Genomic DNA, 18,629 nt, shown 5'->3' with positions numbered 1-18,629 from the left:
CCTGCCGCGGCACTAGAAGCCCGCCGGCTCCGTGTACACCCCCCACTCGTCCCGCAGTACCCCGCAGATCTCCCCGAGCGTCGCCTCCGCCCGTACGGCGTCGAGCATGGGCTCGATCATGTTGGAGCCGTCCCGCGCCGCGCGCAGCATCGCGTCCAGGGCCGAGCGCACCGCCGCGTCGTCCCGCGCCGCCCGCCGATCCGCGAGCACTCGCACCTGCTCCCGCTCCACCTCGTGGCTGACCCGCAGGATCTCCAGATCACCGGTGACCGACCCGGTGGCGACGTTCACGCCCACCACCTTCTTGTCACCCTTCTCCAGCGCCTGCTGGTAGCGGAACGCGGACTCAGCGATCTCGCCCGTGAACCAGCCGTCCTCGATCCCCCGCAGGATCCCGGAGGTGATCGGCCCGATCGGATGCCGCCCGTCGGGGTGCGCCCGCAGACCCCGCTCCTTGATCTGCTCGAAGATCTTCTCGGCGTCGGCCTCGATCCGGTCCGTCAGCTGCTCCACGTACCACGAACCGCCCAGCGGATCGGCGACGTTGGCGACGCCGGTCTCCTCCATGAGCACCTGCTGCGTCCGCAGCGCGATCTCCGCCGCCTGCTCGCTCGGCAGCGCCAGCGTCTCGTCCAGCGCGTTCGTGTGCAGCGAGTTCGTACCGCCGAGCACCGCCGCCAGCGCCTCCACCGCCGTACGCACCACGTTGTTGTATGGCTGCTGGGCCGTCAGCGAGACCCCGGCGGTCTGCGTGTGGAAGCGCAGCCACTGCGCCTTCTCGCTCCGTGCGCCGTACACGTCCCGCATCCACCGCGCCCAGATGCGTCGCGCCGCGCGGAACTTGGCGATCTCCTCGAAGAAGTCGACATGCGCGTCGAAGAAGAAGGACAGACCGGGGGCGAAGACGTCCACGTCGAGCCCGCGGCTCAGCCCCAGCTCCACGTACCCGAACCCGTCCGCCAGCGTGTACGCCAGTTCCTGGGCGGCCGTCGAACCCGCCTCCCGGATGTGGTAGCCGGAGACGGACAGCGGCTTGTACGCGGGGATGCCCGCCGCGCAGTGCTCCATCAGGTCGCCGATGAGACGAAGGTGCGGCTCGGGCTGGAAGAGCCACTCCTTCTGGGCGATGTACTCCTTGAAGATGTCCGTCTGGAGCGTGCCGTTCAGTATGGCCGGGTCCACGCCCTGGCGCTCGGCGGCGACCAGGTACATGCAGAAGACGGGGACGGCCGGCCCGCTGATCGTCATCGAGGTCGTCACGTCGCCCAGCGGGATGTCCTTGAACAGGACCTCCATGTCCGCCGCCGAGTCGATCGCCACCCCGCAGTGCCCGACCTCGCCGAGCGAACGCGGGTCGTCGGAGTCACGGCCCATGAGGGTCGGCATGTCGAAGGCGACGCTCAGGCCTCCACCACCGGCCTCCAGGATCATTTTGTAGCGCTCGTTCGTCTGTTCGGCATTGCCGAAACCGGCGAACTGCCGGATGGTCCAGGTCCGACCCCGGTAGCCGGTCGGGTACAGACCGCGGGTGAAGGGGTACTCTCCCGGCCAGCCGATCCGCTCGAAGCCCTCGTACGTGTCCCCTGGCCGTGGTCCGTACGCGGGCTCCACCGGGTCGCCGGAGAGCGTCGTGAAGTCGGCCTCGCGCTTGCGCGAGGCGTCGTAGCGGGCCTGCCAGCGTCGGCGGCCCTCCTCGATGGCGTCAGCGTCCATACCCTCGAATTTACTAGGACGTCCAAGTAAATGTCGACGGCAGACCGCCGTACGCGTTCCGTACGGCGGTGCGGACCGGACCTCGGGCCTGGTCTCAGGCCTTGGCGACCGCGGGCGCCTCGTCCGCGAGCCGGGCCTCCAGCTCCTTGCTGACCTTGCGCTCCACGAAGAACGCGGCCGTCGGGATCGTCCCCGCCAGCAGCACCCACAGCTGCTTGCCGACCGGCCACTTCGCCTTGGCACCCAGGTCGAAGGCGAAGACCAGGTAGACGACGTAGAGCCAGCCGTGCGCGATGGCCACGACACGGGTGAGGTCGGCTGCGCCGTCCATGCCGAGGCCGTACTTGGCGACCATGCCGAGGCACAGCAGGACCAGCAGCACACCGGTGATGTAGGCCATGACGCGGTAGCGGGTCAGCACGCTTCGTTTCATGGGTACGAGCGTAACCACCCGTTTCGGGCGATCTTCCGGCACCCCCGGCACCCCGGGACCGTGTGTCACCCCTCCTTGAAGTCCCCCGCGGCCACCCGCAGCGGGCGCAGCATCGCGAAGATCTCGCCGCACTCCTCCGCGTCGTACACACCGAGCCCGAAGTCCATCGCCATCAGGTCGCGGGTGGCCGCGTCGCACACCTCGCGACCCTTGCCGGTGATGGAGGCGAGCGTGCCGCGGCCGTCGTCGGGGTTGGGCCGCTTGGCGACGAGACCGGACCGCACCAGGCGGTCGACGGTGTTCGTGACGGACGTGGGGTGCACCATGAGCCGCTCGCCGATCTTGGACATCGGCAGTTCGCCGGCCTTGGAGAAGGCGAGCAGCACCAGCGCCTCGTAGCGCGCGAAGGTCAGTCCATACGGCTTCACGGCCGCGTCGACCTCGGCGAGCAGAATCTGCTGCGCCCGCATGATCGAGGTGATCGCGGCCATGGACGGCACGCTCCCCCACCGCTGCTTCCAGTGCTCGTCGGCGCGGGCGATGGGGTCGAAGGACAGACTGAGGGGCTTCGGCACGGCACCGACCTTACCGGCCGGTCAGGTGGCGGTCAGCCCCGTCTCACGTCGCGGTCAGCGGCCCGCACCGGGCGCACACTGGAAGCAGAAGGCCCCGCATATGAGCCGAGCGTGGAGGTGGGCCATGAGCACCCTCGAAGAGCACGTCGACATCGAGGTCCCGATCGACACGGCCTGGGACAGACTTCATAGCGTGGAGAACTATCCGCGCTTCATGGAGGGAGTACGTGACGCCCGCGCGGAGACGGGCGGCCGGACGCATCTGGACGTCGAGACGGGCGGCCGGACCCGGGAGTTCGAAGCCCAGATCTCCGACCGCGGCAAAGAACGCGTGATGGAGTGGCGCACCACGGGCACCCCCAAACTGGCGGGCTCCCTCTCGCTGCAGCCGATCGACCCAAACAACACCCGGGTCCAGGCGCGACTCGAGTACGACCCCGGCACCGTCAGGGAAACGTTCGGCGGGCCGAAGGGATTCGCCCAGGCGAACGCGATCGAGCGGCTCGTCCGCAGCGATCTGGAACAGTTCAAGGAGTACGTGGAACGGGAACGGTGAGCAGCAGGAGCCCGCTGGTGTCCCCACGGGCAGTGTGAGGCCGTTGGGCAGGTGAGGACGCTGGGGCCGAGGGCCTACGGCCGCGACGACATCCGCCGCAGTGCGTGCCGTACCGTCCGCTGTGCCACCGGTCCCAGGTCGTCCAGTGCCGCCACCAGGGATCCGAGGTGCTCCAGAGCGGCGAGCGCGGCCGACGCGCCCTGCTCGTCCACGCCCTCGTACAGCTCGATCCCCACGAATGACGCCGACACCGCGCGGGCAAGACCGGCCGCGTCCGCGAACTCGCCCAGGGGCGTCGAGGCGAGCACCCGGGTAAGGACCCGCTCGATCTCCACGATCCACAGGTCGAGCCCTGCCGCCGTCGCCGACGCGAGCCGGGGGTGCGTCTGCGCCCCCGCGAGCAGCTGACCGAGGACCGCCACATGCCCGGCCGCCTTCTCCTCCTCGTGCATCTCCCTTCCGAACGTGAGGAGTTCATCGAGCGAGCCGATCCGGTCGAGCCGTTCCCGGTAGACCGCGACCCGCCGCTCGGTCCCGTACCGGCAAGCCGCCGCGAGCAACTCGTCCACCGAACCGAAGTGGTAGAAGACCAGCGCCTGGTTGACCCCGGCGGCGGTCGCGACCGTACGGGCCGACGTCCCGGCGATGCCCTGCTCGGTGAGCGTCCGCAGCGCCCCCTCCAGCAGCTTCTGTTTCGTCGCCTCGCTCACGCCCGCGCCTCCTCCCGAACCGGCCGCAGCCCGGGACGCACCCCGACCACACCGACGTCCGCGTACGACGCGGCGAACGACCCCTCATAGCCGAACAGCGGGCCGACATACCGGTTCACCACCCGCACCCGGATCCGGAAGCACCCCGCGGACTCGTCGAACGACTCTCTCACCTCCGCCTGCCCGCCGATCAGTTCCGGTACGCGCACATCCACCGGCCCCTCACGGAAGCGGTGTTCGCCGGAACGGATCAGCAGCGAACCGTCCGGCTCCGCACAAAAGTGCAGATCGCTCGCCAGGTGCTGGTGCGTACCCAGGTAGTCGAGCACGTGGTCGCCCTGGGGGCCGAGCACCATCTGGGCGTCGAAACGGCATGCGCGGCCCGGAAGGTCGAACGTGCGCACGAACGTCACCGACTCCCGGCCGAACGTGTCGGTGTACGGCACGTTCTCGATGGTGAAGGGGACGTTCCGCCCCTGGCGGGGAACGAGGATGTGGCGTGTGCCACCGAGCGCCAGGAACGGCTTCACCCACCCCCTGCCGTGCCAGATGCGGTCCATCACCCCGCGCCCCGTACATGCCTCGCCGCTCGCCAGCCCTACGGAGAAACGGCGCTGGAGCTGCGGGTGCAGCCGTTCGAAGTCCGCGCCCATCGCTGTGCGGAAGATCGAGGTCATGACCATCGCTCCAGGGCGGCGAGGAGGCGCGGTGCGCACGCTCGTGTGGGCGGGGTGCGCAGGCAGCGGCGGGCGGCTGGGGTGCAGGAGAGCGGTGACATGAACAGCGCCACCGAGACGGCGACGGCCAGCAGCAGCGGGAACAGGTAGGCCATCGCCGCCTCGAACGTGCCGAAGAGGTGCAGGAAGGAGCCCAGGCCGGCACAGGCGACGGTGACGATGACGACCAGAGCACGGACGGCCAGTTCCGCGAGCCAGTTCACCAGGGCGCGCTCCGGTGTGATCCCCCGCTCCAGCCACAGTCGCAGCCGGTCGAAGGACCAGGCGGTCGCCCAGCCCATCAGCGGCCGGAACAGCAGGCGGTCCGCGAGCGCGCCCGCGCGGCCCCAGCGGGGCCGGTAGTCGTACCCGGTGAGGAAGCGGACCCCGTCACCGTCAGGGACGTACCGCCAGTAGCCGCTCCCCTCGGCGATCAGCGACAGCGGGTGCGGTGAGGAGAACCGTAGCGCGGAGGTGCGTGTCCCGTCCGGGCGTGCCTTCTCCCCCGCCGACACCCCGGTCCCGGAGACCGTCAGGAACGGCAGGACGCGCGTGGCGTAGCGGAAGCGCTGCGGTTCGCCCTCCGCGCGCGGCAGGTAGTCGATCTCGGTGAAGCGGAGGTCCCAGCGCCGATGCTGCGCGGGGACCTGCGTCAGTGCCCACAGTTCGTCGAGGTCGCCGCGTATGCGCGCCTCTACGTAGAGCCCCATTGCGAATCCCCCATGTCAATGGCCCCTTTTGAGCGATCGCTCAATCAACTGCCCTGACCGTACAGCAGGTTTGAGCGAATGCTCAAACCCCGGAAACGAGAAAACCCCGACCCTTGGGGCCGGGGTTGTCCGCTGCTGGACAGCGAGTTCACTCGACGGACAGATACCGCTCCACCGTCTCCACCTTCGAGGTGAGGCCGTCCGTCACAGCAGGGCGGATGTCCGCCTTCAGGACGAGGGAGACGCGCGGCGCGCGCTCCTCGACCGCCGCGACGGCACGCTTCACGACGTCCATCACCTCGTCCCACTCACCTTCGATCGAGGTGAACATCGCGTCGGTACGGTTCGGCAGCCCCGATTCCCGGACGACACGGACGGCGTCGGCGACGTACTCCCCAACGTCCTCACCGACGCCCAGCGGCGTCACGGAGAAAGCGACGATCACGCGTTCACGACCCCTTCCTTGCGGGCCCGGGCGGCGATGACCGCGTCCTCGGACTCACGGCGCAGGCGGCGCTCGATGATGAAGCCACCGCCGGGAATGACCGAGTACGCGAGGTAGAGGGCGGCCTTGCCCTTGCTCCACTTGGTGCGGTTCCAGGCGTCCGCCCAGAAGAGCACGTAGAGGACGAACAGCACGCCATGAATCGGGCCCAGTACCGGGGCGACGTCGAAGCCGGAGGCAACCGTGTACTTGATGACGGTGCAGGCCGCGAGCACGATCCAGGAGATGCCTTCCGGCACGGAGATCAGACGCAGGCGGCGGATGGCGGAGGCTGTCTTGAGGTCCACGGGTCACCTTCGGTGGGAGAGACGCTGGGCTTGCGTCCGGGTTTGTGAACACAAGCACAAAGTTCCGTCCATTGTGGCAAACCGCCCGGGGTGCGTGGGGAGCGGGGGCGGGATCCCTTACCCCTAAGGGCTCGGTCAGGGTTGCTTTCCACCGGTGAGCCCTGTCGGTCGCCCTCCGTTCACCGCTAACGTCGCAGCGTGGCGATGTTCCGACTGCAAGACAGCAAGGTGCTGGCCGTCGACATGACCGGGGACGCCGTGAAGGCGAAGAACGGCTCCATGGTCGCCTACGACGGACAGATGACCTTCAAGAAGCTCACCGGCGGCGGTGACGGGATCCGCGGAATGGTGACCCGGCGGCTCACCGGCGAGCGCATGACCGTGATGGAGGCCAAGGGACACGGGACCTGCTGGTTCGCGGACCGGGCCTCCGAGATCAATCTCGTACATCTTCAGGGGGACAAGCTGTACGTCGAGTCGAGCAATCTCCTGGCGACGGACGCCGCCCTGCGCACGGGCACGACGTTCACCGGCCTGCGCGGCGCCTCGCAGGGAAACGGCCTGTTCACGACGACCGTCGAGGGCCACGGCCAGGCGGCGATCATGTCGGACGGCCCGGCGGTGGTGCTGCGGGTGAGCGCGCAGTACCCGCTGATCGTCGACCCGGGCGCGTACATCGCGCACCAGGGGAACCTGCGGCAGTCGTTCCAGTCCGGAGTGACGTTCCGCACGTTCATCGGTGAGGGCGGCGGAGAGGCCTTCCAGATCCGCTTCGAGGGGGACGGACTGGTCTACGTCCAGCCCAGTGAGCGCAACACGATCGCGGGGGACCTCTGACATGACCTTCCGCGAAGTGAACTCGAAGATGGTCGAGGCGACGGTCGTGCCGGGGCAGCGCCTGTACAGCCAGCGGGGCGCGATGCTCGCCTACCAGGGCGAGGTCTCCTTCACCCCGAACATTCAGGGCGGCCAGGGCGGGATCATGTCGATGATCGGCCGCCGTGTCGCGAACGAGGCGACGCCGCTGATGACGGTCGAGGGCAACGGCACGGTCCTGTTCGGGCACGGCGGCCACCACGTCCAGGTGATCGGCCTCGCCGGCGACACGCTGTACGTCGAGGCGGACCGCCTGCTCGCCTTCGAGGGCACCCTGCAGCAGGGCACGATGTTCATGGGCTCACAGGGCGGCGTCATGGGCATGGTGCGCGGCCAGGTCACGGGCCAGGGCCTGTTCACGACCACCCTCACAGGGCACGGCGCGGTCGCCGTGATGGCGCACGGCGGCGTCTTCGAGGTGCCGATCACCCCGCAGCGCCCGGTCCACGTCGATCCCCAGGCCTATGTCGCGCACCACGGCGACGTGCGCAACAAGCTGTCGACGGCGATCGGTTGGCGGGAGATGGTGGGCCGTGGCTCCGGCGAGGCGTTCCAGTTGGAGCTGAGCGGCAACGGTGTGGTGTACGTCCAGGCGTCCGAGGAGAAGCTGTGACCACCTACCCGGGCACCGGTCCCGTGATCTTCGACCCGATGACGTTGCCCGTCGACGACAACGTCAACGACTACACCTTCTGCGTGGACCTCAAAGGGAGCCAGTGGTTCCTGCAGAAGGGCAAGATGATCGCCTACTACGGCTCGATCGAGTTCAACGGCATCGGGCACGGCCCCCTCGAACACCTGGTGCGTACGGCGTTCCATTCGCCTCTGCATGCGAGCGACTGGGTGGTGGCGCAGGGCTCGGGCAAGATGCTCCTCGCCGACCGGGCCTTCGATGTGAACTCCTTCGACCTGGACAACGGCAATCTGACCATGCGTTCGGGCAACCTGCTCGCCTTCCAGCCGACTCTCGCGCTGAAGCAGTCGATCATTCCGGGATTCCTGACGCTGATCGGAACCGGCAAGTTCGTGGCCGCGTCCAACGGTCCGGTGGTGTTCATGGAACCCCCGATCCGGGTGGACCCGCAGGCCCTGGTCGGCTGGGCCGACTGCCCGTCCCCGTGCCACCACTACGACCACGGGTATCTGACGGGCGTCTGGGGCGGCGTACGCGCCCTGACGGGTTTCGGCGGGGCCTGCGGAGAGGAGCATCAGTTCGAGTTCGTCGGAGCGGGCACGGTCCTGCTCCAGTCCACGGAGACGCTCATGGCCGAGCAGGCGGCCGGCGCGGTCCCACAGGAGCCCGGCGTGCCGGGTGGGGGAACGCCGGGTCAGCCGGGGGCGACGCGCCTTCCGGGGCAGCTGGGAGACCTCTCGCGTCGCTTCGGGCAGTGAACGATAGTCTGCGGAGTGTGACGTCGAACGCGTGCACGCCGTCACGCCACCCTTTCTAGTTCGTCTTTCAACTTCTTAGGTAGACTTCACTCATGGAGACCGAGACGGCCACGCGCTGGCTGACCGAAGCGGAGCAGTGCGCCTGGCGTACCCACCTGGAGGTCAACAGGCTGTTGACGTACCAGCTCGAAAAGGATCTGCAGCCGTTCGGCCTGACGATGAACGACTACGAGATCCTGGTGAACCTCTCGGAGTCGGAGGGCAGGCGCATGCGCATGAGCGACCTCGCGTCCGCCACCCTCCAGTCCAAGAGCCGCCTCTCGCACCAGATCACCCGTATGGAGCACGCGGACCTGGTGCGCCGCGAGAACTGCGAGTCCGATCGCCGGGGCCTGTTCGCGGTGCTCACGGACCACGGCATGGAGATGATGCACAAGGTCGCGCCGCACCATGTGGCGTCTGTGCGGCGGCACTTCTTCGATCTGCTGTCCCCTGAGGACATCGAGCACCTGAAGTCGTCACTGGGCCCGGTCGCGGAACACCTTCGGGGGCAGCGCGGCAAGCCGTAGCGGCGCCCGAAGGAGCACCCCGGATCATCCGGTAGGGGGCGGCCGACGGTGCGGTCGCAGCAGCCGCCGGCCGCCCCCACGGTTCTGTGCGAAGGGGCCCCTCAGCCCCCGGCGCCCCCGTCGCCGGCGGACGGTGCCGCGTCGGCCGCGTCCCGGGACGCCTCCGGTGCGCGCACGGGCCGCGGGCGCCCGGCGGACCCGGTCGCCGCCCAGCCTCCGGCGAGGACGGCGGCAGCCACGGTCACCGCCCCGGACACCGCGAAGCACACCCCCAGCGGCAGCTGCCCCACCAGGGCCCCCATCGCCGCTGAGCCACCCGAACCTCCCGCGTTCACCGCCGTGTTGACCCAGGCGCCCGCCCGGGTACGGAAGCCCGGCGAGGCGGCCTCGTCCGCGATCAGGTACGACGTCGTGAGCGCCGGGGCGATGAACAGGCCCGCGCAGGCCACGGCCGCCGTGAGGACGCCGAGGCCGGGCGCCAGACCCGCCCCGGCCAGGGTCAGCCCCAGAGCCCCGGCGAACAGCGGCAGACGCGCCCGCGCGCCGATACGCCAGTCGATCGCACCGTTCAGCAGCCCGCCGACCGCGCTGCCCGCGGACAGCGCCGCGAGCACCCACGCCACGGTGTCGTCGCCGTGGCCCCGATGCTCGGCGAAGGCCACGATCAGCAGGTCCAGCGCGCCGATGGCCAACCCGACGCCGAGGGCCACGAGCACGGGCTGCATCAGACCCGGCGCACCCCGCAGCCGCCCTGCGGAGCGCACCTTCTTCACCGCCTCGGGGCGTCCCCCGGCCGCCACTGCGGGGGACGTGACGAAGGCGAGGGTTCCGGCCGCCACCAGCAGCGCGCTGAGCGCCACCCCGGCCGCCGGCGGCGCCCACCGCACCACCACGCCCACGAGCAGCGGCCCGGACACGAAGAGCAGTTCCTCGACGACGCCGTCGAGCCCGTAGGCGCGCTGCAGCAGCCGCTGGTCGTCGAGGAGTTCACTCCACACGGCCCGCATGGTGGGCCCCAGCGGGGGCGCGAAGGCACCGGCGGCGACGGCCAGGGCGCCCAGCAGCGGCACGGGTGCGCCGGGGTGCCAGCTCGCCACGCTCAGCAGAGCCAGGCTCCCGGCGTACAGCAGGGCCATCGGCGCCAGGGCCCGGCGGGGCCCGTACCGGTCGACGAGCGCCGCACGCAGCGGCGAGAGAAGGACCGTCACGGCCCCGAAGAGCGCCATGACCGTACCGGCCACGGCGTACGACCCGGTCGCCCGGGTCACGGACAGCAGGACGGAGACGGAAACCGTCCCGTACGACAGCCGACCCACGGCGGCGGCGCCGAAGGTGCGGCGGGCGTACGGGACACGGAGGACGGCGGCATACGAAGGCCGCACGGAAGAAGGCGTGGACACGCGGAAGTTCCTCAAAGGAAGGCAACGAGGGGACGCCGGATCGCCGCGACGACCACGGTCGAGAACCGCTCGTCGATCGCGGACCTGGGCGGGCCCTATGCCAAGAGGAGGAACATGCGGGTCAAGTTACCAACATCTACGGAGTGTTGACCACACGTTTCCGGTCGGCCGGGTTTCCCGTCGGCCGCTCCTCGCCCCCCTCAGTTGTTCGTCAGCCCCGCCACCAGTTCGTCCGCCGCCCGGTAGGGGTCCAGCTCCCCCGCCACGATCCGCTCCGCCAGCGCGCCCAGGTGGCGGTCGCCGTGCAGGTCGCCGATCCGCTCCCGCAGGGCGGTCACCGCGATCGTCTCGACCTCGTGGGCGGCGCGGGCCAGCCGGCGTTCCGCCAGCACCCCCCGCTCCTCCATCCACGCCCGGTGCTTCTCCAGCGCCTCGACGACCTCGTCGACGCCCTCGCCCCGGGCGGCGACCGTCTTCACGATCGGCGGGCGCCAGTCGCCGGGGGCCCGCGCCTCCCCGAGGCCCAGCATGTGGTTCAGCTCCCGGGCGGTCGCGTCCGCGCCGTCACGGTCGGCCTTGTTGACGACGTACACATCGCCGATCTCCAGGATGCCCGCCTTGGCGGCCTGGATGCCGTCACCCATCCCGGGCGCCAGCAGCACCACCGAGGTGTCGGCCTGGGAGGCGATCTCGACCTCGGACTGGCCGACGCCGACCGTCTCCACCAGGATCACGTCGCAGCCCGCCGCGTCCAGGACGCGGATCGCCTGCGGGGCCGCCCACGCCAGGCCGCCCAGATGCCCGCGGGTGGCCATCGAGCGGATGTAGACGCCGGGGTCCGAGGCGTGCTCCGACATCCGGACGCGGTCACCGAGCAGCGCACCGCCCGAGAAGGGCGAGGAGGGGTCGACGGCCAGGACGCCGACCCGCTTGCCCTGCTTGCGGTACGCCGTCACGAGCGCCGATGTGGACGTGGACTTGCCGACGCCCGGGGAACCGGTGAGGCCCACGACGTACGCGTTGCCCGCCAGCGGGGCGAGGGCCGCCATAACCTCCCTGAGCTGCGGGGACGCCCCCTCCACCAGGGAGATCAGCCGGGCCACGGCACGCGGCCGGCCTTCCCTCGCCTGGGCCACCAGCGAAGAGACGTCCTGCATCACAGCTCCGTTCGAATAGAGACGTACAGAATGCTCAGGCCTTGGCAACGCGCACGATCAGCGCGTCGCCCTGGCCGCCGCCACCGCACAGCGCGGCCGCGCCGACGCCGCCGCCGCGCCGCTTGAGCTCCAGGGCGAGGTGGAGGACGAGCCGGGCGCCGGACATGCCGATCGGGTGTCCGAGAGCGATGGCACCGCCATTCACATTCACCTTTTCGGCGGAAACGCCCAGATCCTTCATTGACTGCACGGCGACGGCCGCGAACGCCTCGTTGATCTCGATCAGATCGAGGTCCGAGACCTCCAGACCTTCCTTCTTCAGTGCGTGCAGGATCGCGTTCGACGGCTGCGACTGCAAGGAGTTGTCCGGTCCGGCCACGTTCCCGTGGGCGCCGATCTCCGCGATCCACTCCAGGCCCAGCTCCTGCGCCTTGGCCTTGCTCATCACGACCACGGCGGCGGCGCCGTCCGAGATCTGCGAGGAGGACCCGGCGGTGATCGTGCCGTCCTTGGTGAACGCCGGGCGCAGCTTGGCCAGCGACTCCACCGTCGTCTCACCGCGGATGCCCTCGTCCTTGCTGAAGACGACGGGCTCGCCCTTGCGCTGCGGGACCTCGACCGGGGTGATCTCCGCCTCGAAGACGCCGTTCTTCTGGGCTGCCGCGGCCCGCTGGTGGGACAGGGCGGCGATCTCGTCCTGCTCCTGGCGGCCGAGGCCGAGGCGCGTGTTGTGCTTCTCGGTGGACTCGCCCATGGCGATGCCCTCGAAGGAGTCGGTCAGGCCGTCGTACGCCATCGCGTCGAGCATCTGCACCGCGCCGTACTTGAAGCCCTCGCGGGACTTCGGCAGCAGGTGGGGGGCGTTGGTCATGGACTCCTGGCCGCCGGCGACGACCACGTCGAACTCACCCGCACGGATCAGCTGGTCCGCGAGCGCGATCGCGTCGAGCCCCGACAGGCACACCTTGTTGATCGTGAGCGCCGGGACGCTCATCGGGATGCCGGCCTTGACCGCGGCCTGACGTGCGGGGATCTGCCCCGCCCCGGCCTGGAGCACCTGACCCATGATCACGTACTGCACCTGGTCGCCGCCGATGCCCGCGCGGTCGAGGGCGGCCTTGATCGCGAAGCCGCCGAGGTCGGCTCCGGAGAAGGACTTCAGCGAGCCGAGCAACCGCCCCATGGGAGTACGGGCGCCCGCGACGATCACGGAGGTCGTGCTGTTCGTTCCTGACATGAGCTGCGATCCCCTTCCGGCCTGCACAGCCGAGGAGTGAACGAGGGTTTACTTCGAATGTACTGAGCGGCACTGCGCCCCGTCATCGGGCCGTCAGTGTGATCGCGCGCACGTTGCGTAACCACGTCGGGGACGCTGCACTTAACACCATGTTGACGCGAATCGACCACATTGGGATCGCCTGCTTCGACCTGGAGAAGACCGTCGAGTTCTACACCTCGACGTACGGATTCTCGGTGTTCCACACCGAGGTCAACGAGGAACAGGGCGTACGCGAGGCCATGTTGAAGATCAACAACACGGATGACGGCGGTGCCTCCTACCTCCAGCTCCTCGAGCCCATCCGCGAGGACTCCACCGTCGCCAAGTGGCTGGCGAAGAACGGTGAGGGCGTCCACCACATCGCCTTCGGAACGGCGGACGTGGACGGGGACGCCGCCGCGATCAAGGACAAGGGCGTACGGGTCCTGTACGAGGAGCCACGACACGGCTCCATGGGGTCGCGGATCACCTTCCTGCATCCCAAGGATTGCCATGGAGTACTGACAGAACTGGTCACTTCGGCGGCTGTTGAGGCACCTGAGCACTGACTCCCGCACATCAGGGCCGGTAGGGTTGGGCCGGTCGCCGCTCCACCAGGGCGACCGGGTCCCGCCGTGGTCGGCGGGACGCGAGTCCGGGGTCCGAGTTTCGGGGGACGAGCGACGGGGCGCCAGCCCATGCTCCGCCGTTGATCTGACACCATTCCCCGGGGGCCCCGTCCGGCGGATGGACGGAGCTCGTTTGGAGAGACTTGCGACCAGGGGACGGATGGGACCGCGCAGTGCGGGGCTACGAACGCCAGGAGCGACAGCCGGCGACTGACGTCGACCACCTCTCTCGGTTCGAGGCCGAGATGGAGCGGCTGAAGACCGAGCGGGAGAAGGCGATCCAGCACGCCGAGGATCTCGGCTACCAGGTCGAGGTGCTGCGCGCCAAGCTGCACGAGGCACGGCGCACGCTCATGTCCCGTCCCGCCTACGACGGGGCCGACATCGGCTACCAGGCCGAGCAGATGCTGCGCACCGCGCAGATGCAGGCGGACCAGATGCGGGCGGACGCCGAGCGCGAACTGAGTCAGGCCCGCGCGCAGACGCAGCGCATCCTTCAGGAGCACGCCGAGCAGACCGCCCGCCTCCAGGCCGAGCTGCACACGGAGGCGGTCACCCGTCGCCAGCAGCTCGACCAGGAGCTGGCCGAGCGCCGCAAGACCGTCGAGTCGCACGTCAACGAGAACGTGGCATGGGCCGAGCAGCTGCGCGCCCGCTCCGAGTCCCAGGCCCGCCGGCTCGTCGACGAGTCACGCGCCGAGGCCGAGCAGTCCCTGGCCGCCGCCCGCGCCGAGGCCGAGCGGATCACCGCCGAGGCCCGCCAGCGCCTGCAGAACGACGCCGAGGGCGCCCGCACAGAGGCCGAGCAGATCCTGCGCCGGGCCCGGGCGGACGCCGAGCGGCTGCTGAACGCCGCCTCCACCCAGGCCCAGGAGGCCACCGACCACGCCGAGCAGCTGCGCTCCGCCTCCGCGAACGAGTCGGACACCGCCCGCCGGCAGGCGGCCGAACTGAGCCGGTCCGCCGAGCGGCGGATGTCCGAGGCCGAGACCGCGCTGCGCGAGGCGCGCACCGAGGCCGACAAGGTCGTCGCCGAGGCGAAGGAGGCCGCGGCCAAGGCCCTCGCCACCGCCGAGGCCACCAACGAGCAGCGCACCCGCACGGCCAAGGAGCAGGTCGCCCGGCTGGTCACCGAGGCCACCAAGGATGCCGAGGTCACCAAGTCCGAGGCCGAGCAGGTGGTCGCGGACGCCAGGACCGAGGCCGAGAAGATCGTCGCGGAGGCCTCCGAGAAGGCCCGCAGCATCACGGCCGAGGAGAGCGCCTCCCAGCTCGCCAAGACCGCCCGTACGGCCGAGGACGTGCTCAACAAGGCGTCCGAGGACGCCAAGGAGACCACCAAGGCCGCCGCCGAGGAGGCCGAGCGGATCCGTAAGGAGGCCGAGGCCGAGGCCGACCGGCTGCGCGCCGAGGCGCACGACATCGCCGAGCAGCTCAAGGGCGCGGCGAAGGACGACATCGAGGATTACCGCACCAAGACGGTCGAACTGCAGGAGGAGGCGCGCCGGCTGCGCGGCGAGGCCGAGCAGCTGCGCGCCGACGCGGTCGCCGAGGGCGAGAAGCTCCGCTCCGCGGCCCGCCGCGAGGCCGTCCAGCAGATCGAGGAGGCGGCCAAGACCGCCGAGGAGCTGCTCGCCAGGGCCAAGGCCGACGCGGACGAGATGCGGGCGACGGCCACCGCCGACAGCGAGAAGGTACGCACCGAGGCCGGGGAGCGCGCCACGACGCTGCGCCGCCAGGCCGAGGAGACCCTGGAGCACGCCCGCGAGGAGGCCGAGCGGCACCGGGCCGAGGCCACCGAGCAGTCCGAGGCGGTCCGGGCAGAGGCCGAGCGGGCCGCCCGTGAGCTGCGCGAGGAGACCGAGCGGTCCGTCGAGACCCGCCGTACGGAGGCCGCGAAGGAGCTGACCCGCCTCCAGACGGAGGCCGAGCAGCGGCTCGCCTCCGCCGAGCAGGCGCTCGGCGAAGCCCGGGCGGAGACCGAGCGGATGCGCCGCGAGGCCGTCGAGGAGACCGACCGGCTGCGTGCCGAGGCCGCCGAACGCATTCGTACGCTCCAGGCGCAGGCCGGGGCGGAAGCCGAACGGCTGCGCACGGAGGCCGCCGCCGACGCGTCCGCCTCCCGTGCCGAGGGCGAGGCCGTGGCCGTACGCCTGCGGTCGGAGGCCGCCGCCGAGGCCGAGCGGCTCAAGTCGGAGGCACAGGACAGCGCCGACCGCGTCCGGGCCGAGGCACAGGCCGCGGCAGAGCGGCTGAGCACCGAGGCCACGGAGACCCTCGCCGCCGCCCAGGAGGAGGCGGAGAGGCGCCGCCGCGAGGCCGAGGACGTCCTCGGCGGGGCGCGCCAGGAGGCCGACCAGGAGCGCGAGCAGGCCCGCGAGCAGAGCGAGGAACTGCTCGCCGTGGCGCGCGACCGGGTCGAGAAGGCCCAGGCGGAGGCCGTACGGCTGGTCGAGGAGGCCGACCGGCGCGCGACCGAGATGGTGTCGGCTGCCGAGCAGCACGCCCAGCAGGTGCGGGACTCCGTGACCGGGCTGCACGAGCAGGCGCAGGAGGAGATCACCGGCCTGCGCTCCGCCGCCGAGCACGCGGCAGAGCGTACGCGCACCGAGGCGCAGGAGGAGGCGGACCGGCTCCGCACCGACGCCCACGCGGAGCGCGAGCGGGCCACCGAGGACGCGAACCGTATCCGGCGGGAGGCCACCGAGGAGTCGGAGGCCGCCAAGTCCCTGGCGGAGCGCACGGTTTCAGAGGCGAGCAGCGAGGCCGAGCGGATCCGTTCGGACGCCTCCGAGCACGCCCAGCGCGTGCGCACGGAGGCCTCGGACACCATCGCCACCGCCGAGCAGGACGCGGCGCGCACGCGTGCGGACGCCCGCGAGGACGCGAACCGGATCCGGTCGGACGCGGCCACCCAGGCGGACACCCTCATCACCGAGGCGACGGCGGAGGCCGAGCGGCTGACCGCTCAGACCGCCGCCGGGGCCGAGCAGGTCCGGGCCGAGTCCACGGCCAAGGCCGAGAACCTCCTCGCGGAGGCCACCGGTGAGGCGGAGCGGCTGCGCGCGGAGGCCGCCGAGACGGTCGGGGCCGCACAGCAGCAGGCCGAGCGGATCCGCAGCGAGTCGGAGCGGATCAAGGCCGAGGCGGAGGCGGAGGCCGAGCGGGTTACCACGGCCGCGCGCGAGGAGGCCGAGCGCACCCTGGACGAGGCTCGCAAGGACGCGAACAAGCGGCGTTCCGAGGCGGCCGAGCAGGTCGACACGCTCATCACGGAGACCGCCGCCGAGGCCGACAAGCTCATCGCGGAGGCACAGCAGGCCGCGCACAAGACGACGGCGGACGCCGAGGCGCAGGCCGACACGATGGTGGGCGCCGCCCGCAAGGAGGCCGAGCGACTGGTCGCCGAGGCGACGGTCGAGGGCAACGGACGGGTGGAGCGGGCCCGCGCGGACGCGGACGAACTGCTGGTCGGCGCGCGCCGGGACGCGACCGCGATCCGCGGCCGCGCGGAAGAGTTGCGCGACCGCATCACGACCGAGATCGAGGAACTGCACGAGCGGGCGCGGCACGAGTCGGCCGAGGCGATGAAGTCGGCGGGCGAGCGCTGCGACGCGCTGGTCAAGGCCGCCGAGGAGCAGATGGAGAAGGCCAAGTCGCAGGCCAAGGAGATCGTCTCGGAGGCCAAATCCGAGGCAAGCAAGGTGCGTATCGCCGCGGTCAAGAAGGCCGAGGGGCTGCTCAAAGAGGCCGAGCAGAAAAAGTCCTCGCTCGTCTCCGAGGCCGAGAAGATCAAAGCCGAGGCGCTCCGCGAGGCCCGGGAGACGGTCGAGGAGGGCAAGCGCGAACTGGAGATCCTGGTGCGCCGGCGCGAGGACATCAATGCGGAGATCTCCCGTGTCCAGGACGTCCTGGAGGCGCTGGAGTCCTTCGAGGCCCCGTCCGGTGGCAACAACGGGAGTGTCAAGGCGGGTGCCGCCGCGGGTGGGACACGTTCGGGTGGCAAGGCATCAGAACGCTAGCCAGAAGCGCCAATTCTGTGCTCGGCAGAGCGTTTAGCGCGGATCCTGGCAAGACTTGGGACGGTCGGCCACCCAAAAGGAGTGTCATTCTCCAGATCAAACACGCATCCGCTCGATGACACGCCGCTTCGACCTCTAGGATTTCATCTATCACCTCACCGGTCTCATTTGACAGGAAACCCATGAGCGACACTTCCCCCTACGGCTTCGAGCTTGTGCGGCGTGGATACGACCGCGCTCAGGTGGACGAACGGATCTCCAAGCTCGTCTCCGACCGTGACAGCGCTCTCACCCGCATCACCGCTCTGGAAAAGCGCATCGAGGAACTCCACCTCGAGACGCAGAACGCCCAGGCCGCGGTCAGCGACGCGGAGCCGTCCTACGCGGGTCTCGGCGCGCGCGTCGAGAAGATCCTCCGCCTCGCCGAGGAGGAGGCCAAGGACCTGCGCGAGGAGGCCCGCCACGCTGCCGAGCAGCACCGTGAGCTGGCCGAGTCCGCCGCCCAGCAGGTGCGTAACGACGCGGAGTCGTTCGCCGCGGAGCGCAAGGCCAAGGCCGAGGACGAAGGCGTCCGGATCGTCGACAAGGCCAAGAGCGACGCCGCCCAGCTGCGCACCGAGGCACAGAAGGACGCGCAGTCCAAGCGCGAGGAGGCGGACGCCCTCTTCGAGGAGACCCGCGCCAAGGCCGCGCAGGCCGCCTCCGACTTCGAGACGAACCTCGCCAAGCGCCGCGAGCAGTCCGAGCGTGATCTGGCCTCCCGCCAGGCCAAGGCCGAGAAGCGTCTGGCCGAGATCGAGCACCGCGCCGAGCAGCTGCGTCTGGAGGCCGAGAAGCTGCGCACGGACGCCGAGCGCCGCGCCCGCCAGACGGTGGAGACGGCCCAGCGCCAGGCCGAGGACATCGTGGCCGACGCGAACGCCAAGGCCGACCGCGTCCGCTCGGAGTCCGAGCGCGAGCTGGCGGCGCTCACCAACCGCCGCGACTCGATCAACGCGCAACTCACCAACGTCCGCGAGATGCTGGCGACGCTCACGGGCGCGGCGGTGGCCGCGGCCGGCACGCCGTCGACGGACGACGAGCCGGTCTCCCGCGGGGTTCCGGCGCAGCAGTCCCGGTAA

General features: G+C 70.5%; 19 protein-coding genes. 8 read left to right on the top strand and 11 right to left on the bottom strand.

The annotated features are described in order from the left end of the window. Positions 1-12 precede the first annotated feature (12 nt). The 3 genes from icmA to BIV24_RS04530 all read right to left on the bottom strand — a co-directional run bounded on the left by icmA (position 13) and on the right by BIV24_RS04530 (position 2,721). A complete protein-coding gene (gene icmA / locus BIV24_RS04540) occupies positions 13-1,713 on the bottom strand; it encodes a coenzyme B12-dependent isobutyryl-CoA mutase large subunit (protein ID WP_071364817.1) in 1,701 nt (566 codons plus the stop codon). A gap of 94 nt (positions 1,714-1,807) precedes the next feature. Continuing rightward, a complete protein-coding gene (locus BIV24_RS04535) occupies positions 1,808-2,146 on the bottom strand; it encodes a DUF3817 domain-containing protein (RefSeq protein WP_071364816.1) in 339 nt (112 codons plus the stop codon). Between the two features lie 65 nt (positions 2,147-2,211). Then, positions 2,212-2,721 carry a MarR family winged helix-turn-helix transcriptional regulator gene (locus tag BIV24_RS04530; protein ID WP_071364815.1) on the bottom strand — a complete coding sequence of 170 codons (510 nt, stop codon included), beginning with the start codon at positions 2,719-2,721 and terminating at the stop codon, positions 2,212-2,214. Between the two features lie 124 nt (positions 2,722-2,845). Between BIV24_RS04530 and BIV24_RS04525 the strand changes: the two genes are divergently transcribed. Next, entirely contained in the window at positions 2,846-3,277 is a 432-nt protein-coding gene (locus tag BIV24_RS04525; RefSeq protein WP_071364814.1) for an SRPBCC family protein, read from the top strand. 74 nt (positions 3,278-3,351) lie between these two features. Here BIV24_RS04525 and BIV24_RS04520 read toward each other — a convergent pair whose 3' ends face one another. From BIV24_RS04520 to BIV24_RS04500, 5 genes are all read right to left on the bottom strand, one after another. Beyond that, entirely contained in the window at positions 3,352-3,987 is a 636-nt protein-coding gene (locus BIV24_RS04520; protein WP_071364813.1) for a TetR/AcrR family transcriptional regulator, read from the bottom strand. Next, positions 3,984-4,664, bottom strand: a complete 681-nt coding sequence (locus BIV24_RS04515; RefSeq protein WP_071364812.1) for a DUF4166 domain-containing protein — start codon at positions 4,662-4,664, stop codon at positions 3,984-3,986. The genes BIV24_RS04520 and BIV24_RS04515 overlap by 4 nt, the downstream gene beginning before the upstream one ends. Continuing rightward, complete coding sequence (locus BIV24_RS04510) at positions 4,661-5,413, bottom strand: hypothetical protein (RefSeq protein ID WP_071364811.1); 753 nt, start codon at positions 5,411-5,413, stop codon at positions 4,661-4,663. The genes BIV24_RS04515 and BIV24_RS04510 overlap by 4 nt, the downstream gene beginning before the upstream one ends. A 148-nt stretch (positions 5,414-5,561) precedes the next feature. Continuing rightward, on the bottom strand, positions 5,562-5,858 hold the full coding sequence (locus BIV24_RS04505) for an MTH1187 family thiamine-binding protein (RefSeq protein ID WP_071364810.1): 297 nt from the start codon (positions 5,856-5,858) through the stop codon (positions 5,562-5,564). Further along, positions 5,855-6,205, bottom strand: a complete 351-nt coding sequence (locus tag BIV24_RS04500; protein WP_071364809.1) for a DUF3817 domain-containing protein — start codon at positions 6,203-6,205, stop codon at positions 5,855-5,857. Before BIV24_RS04500 ends, BIV24_RS04505 begins: the two co-directional genes overlap by 4 nt. A gap of 204 nt (positions 6,206-6,409) precedes the next feature. Here BIV24_RS04500 and BIV24_RS04495 point away from each other — a divergent pair, with 204 nt between their 5' ends. The 4 genes from BIV24_RS04495 (at position 6,410) to BIV24_RS04480 (ending at position 9,042) form a co-directional block, all read left to right on the top strand. Then, positions 6,410-7,042, top strand: coding sequence for an AIM24 family protein (locus tag BIV24_RS04495; RefSeq protein ID WP_071364835.1), 633 nt, complete (start codon positions 6,410-6,412; stop codon positions 7,040-7,042). Between the two features lies 1 nt (position 7,043). Further along, complete coding sequence (locus BIV24_RS04490; protein WP_071364808.1) at positions 7,044-7,694, top strand: AIM24 family protein; 651 nt, start codon at positions 7,044-7,046, stop codon at positions 7,692-7,694. 38 nt (positions 7,695-7,732) lie between these two features. Next, the gene (locus BIV24_RS04485) at positions 7,733-8,473 is read left to right on the top strand and encodes an AIM24 family protein (RefSeq protein ID WP_425442522.1); all 741 of its coding nucleotides are present in this window, start codon (positions 7,733-7,735) and stop codon (positions 8,471-8,473) included. Positions 8,474-8,565: 92 nt separating this feature from the next. Next, entirely contained in the window at positions 8,566-9,042 is a 477-nt protein-coding gene (locus BIV24_RS04480; RefSeq protein WP_071364806.1) for a MarR family winged helix-turn-helix transcriptional regulator, read from the top strand. A gap of 101 nt (positions 9,043-9,143) precedes the next feature. Here the strand turns inward: BIV24_RS04480 and BIV24_RS04475 are convergent, their stop codons facing one another. From BIV24_RS04475 to BIV24_RS04465, 3 genes are all read right to left on the bottom strand, one after another. Next, on the bottom strand, positions 9,144-10,442 hold the full coding sequence (locus BIV24_RS04475; protein ID WP_079167994.1) for an MFS transporter: 1,299 nt from the start codon (positions 10,440-10,442) through the stop codon (positions 9,144-9,146). A gap of 200 nt (positions 10,443-10,642) precedes the next feature. After that, on the bottom strand, positions 10,643-11,599 hold the full coding sequence (meaB, locus tag BIV24_RS04470; RefSeq protein WP_071364804.1) for a methylmalonyl Co-A mutase-associated GTPase MeaB: 957 nt from the start codon (positions 11,597-11,599) through the stop codon (positions 10,643-10,645). Positions 11,600-11,633: 34 nt separating this feature from the next. Continuing rightward, positions 11,634-12,836: an acetyl-CoA C-acetyltransferase gene (locus BIV24_RS04465; protein WP_071364803.1), complete on the bottom strand. Its 1,203-nt coding sequence runs from the start codon at positions 12,834-12,836 to the stop codon at positions 11,634-11,636. A gap of 149 nt (positions 12,837-12,985) precedes the next feature. Here BIV24_RS04465 and mce point away from each other — a divergent pair, with 149 nt between their 5' ends. The 3 genes from mce (at position 12,986) to BIV24_RS04450 (ending at position 18,629) form a co-directional block, all read left to right on the top strand. Continuing rightward, positions 12,986-13,426: a methylmalonyl-CoA epimerase gene (gene mce, locus BIV24_RS04460; RefSeq protein ID WP_071364802.1), complete on the top strand. Its 441-nt coding sequence runs from the start codon at positions 12,986-12,988 to the stop codon at positions 13,424-13,426. A gap of 233 nt (positions 13,427-13,659) precedes the next feature. After that, positions 13,660-17,508 carry a polarized growth protein Scy gene (gene scy / locus BIV24_RS04455; protein WP_071364801.1) on the top strand — a complete coding sequence of 1,283 codons (3,849 nt, stop codon included), beginning with the start codon at positions 13,660-13,662 and terminating at the stop codon, positions 17,506-17,508. Between the two features lie 182 nt (positions 17,509-17,690). After that, positions 17,691-18,629, top strand: a complete 939-nt coding sequence (locus BIV24_RS04450; RefSeq protein WP_071364800.1) for a coiled-coil domain-containing protein — start codon at positions 17,691-17,693, stop codon at positions 18,627-18,629.

The organism is Streptomyces colonosanans, assembly GCF_001866645.1.
Classification (GTDB): Bacteria; Actinomycetota; Actinomycetes; order Streptomycetales; family Streptomycetaceae; genus Streptomyces; species Streptomyces colonosanans.
The sequence above is the reverse complement of the archived record's forward strand: the minus strand, read 5'-3'. Positions and strand labels throughout refer to the sequence as shown.

Excerpts from the sequence above, each read along its gene's own strand:
- icmA (WP_071364817.1), bottom strand. The coding sequence starts at position 1,713 with ATGGACGCTGACGCCATCGAGGAGGGCCGCCGACGCTGGCAGGCCCGC.
- BIV24_RS04535 (WP_071364816.1), bottom strand. The coding sequence starts at position 2,146 with ATGAAACGAAGCGTGCTGACCCGCTACCGCGTCATGGCCTACATCACC.
- BIV24_RS04525 (WP_071364814.1), top strand. The coding sequence starts at position 2,846 with ATGAGCACCCTCGAAGAGCACGTCGACATCGAGGTCCCGATCGACACG.
- BIV24_RS04515 (WP_071364812.1), bottom strand. The coding sequence starts at position 4,664 with ATGACCTCGATCTTCCGCACAGCGATGGGCGCGGACTTCGAACGGCTG.
- BIV24_RS04510 (WP_071364811.1), bottom strand. The coding sequence starts at position 5,413 with ATGGGGCTCTACGTAGAGGCGCGCATACGCGGCGACCTCGACGAACTG.
- BIV24_RS04495 (WP_071364835.1), top strand. The coding sequence starts at position 6,410 with ATGTTCCGACTGCAAGACAGCAAGGTGCTGGCCGTCGACATGACCGGG.
- BIV24_RS04490 (WP_071364808.1), top strand. The coding sequence starts at position 7,044 with ATGACCTTCCGCGAAGTGAACTCGAAGATGGTCGAGGCGACGGTCGTG.
- BIV24_RS04485 (WP_425442522.1), top strand. The coding sequence starts at position 7,733 with ATGACGTTGCCCGTCGACGACAACGTCAACGACTACACCTTCTGCGTG.
- BIV24_RS04480 (WP_071364806.1), top strand. The coding sequence starts at position 8,566 with ATGGAGACCGAGACGGCCACGCGCTGGCTGACCGAAGCGGAGCAGTGC.
- meaB (WP_071364804.1), bottom strand. The coding sequence starts at position 11,599 with ATGCAGGACGTCTCTTCGCTGGTGGCCCAGGCGAGGGAAGGCCGGCCG.
- BIV24_RS04465 (WP_071364803.1), bottom strand. The coding sequence starts at position 12,836 with ATGTCAGGAACGAACAGCACGACCTCCGTGATCGTCGCGGGCGCCCGT.
- mce (WP_071364802.1), top strand. The coding sequence starts at position 12,986 with ATGTTGACGCGAATCGACCACATTGGGATCGCCTGCTTCGACCTGGAG.
- BIV24_RS04450 (WP_071364800.1), top strand. The coding sequence starts at position 17,691 with ATGAGCGACACTTCCCCCTACGGCTTCGAGCTTGTGCGGCGTGGATAC.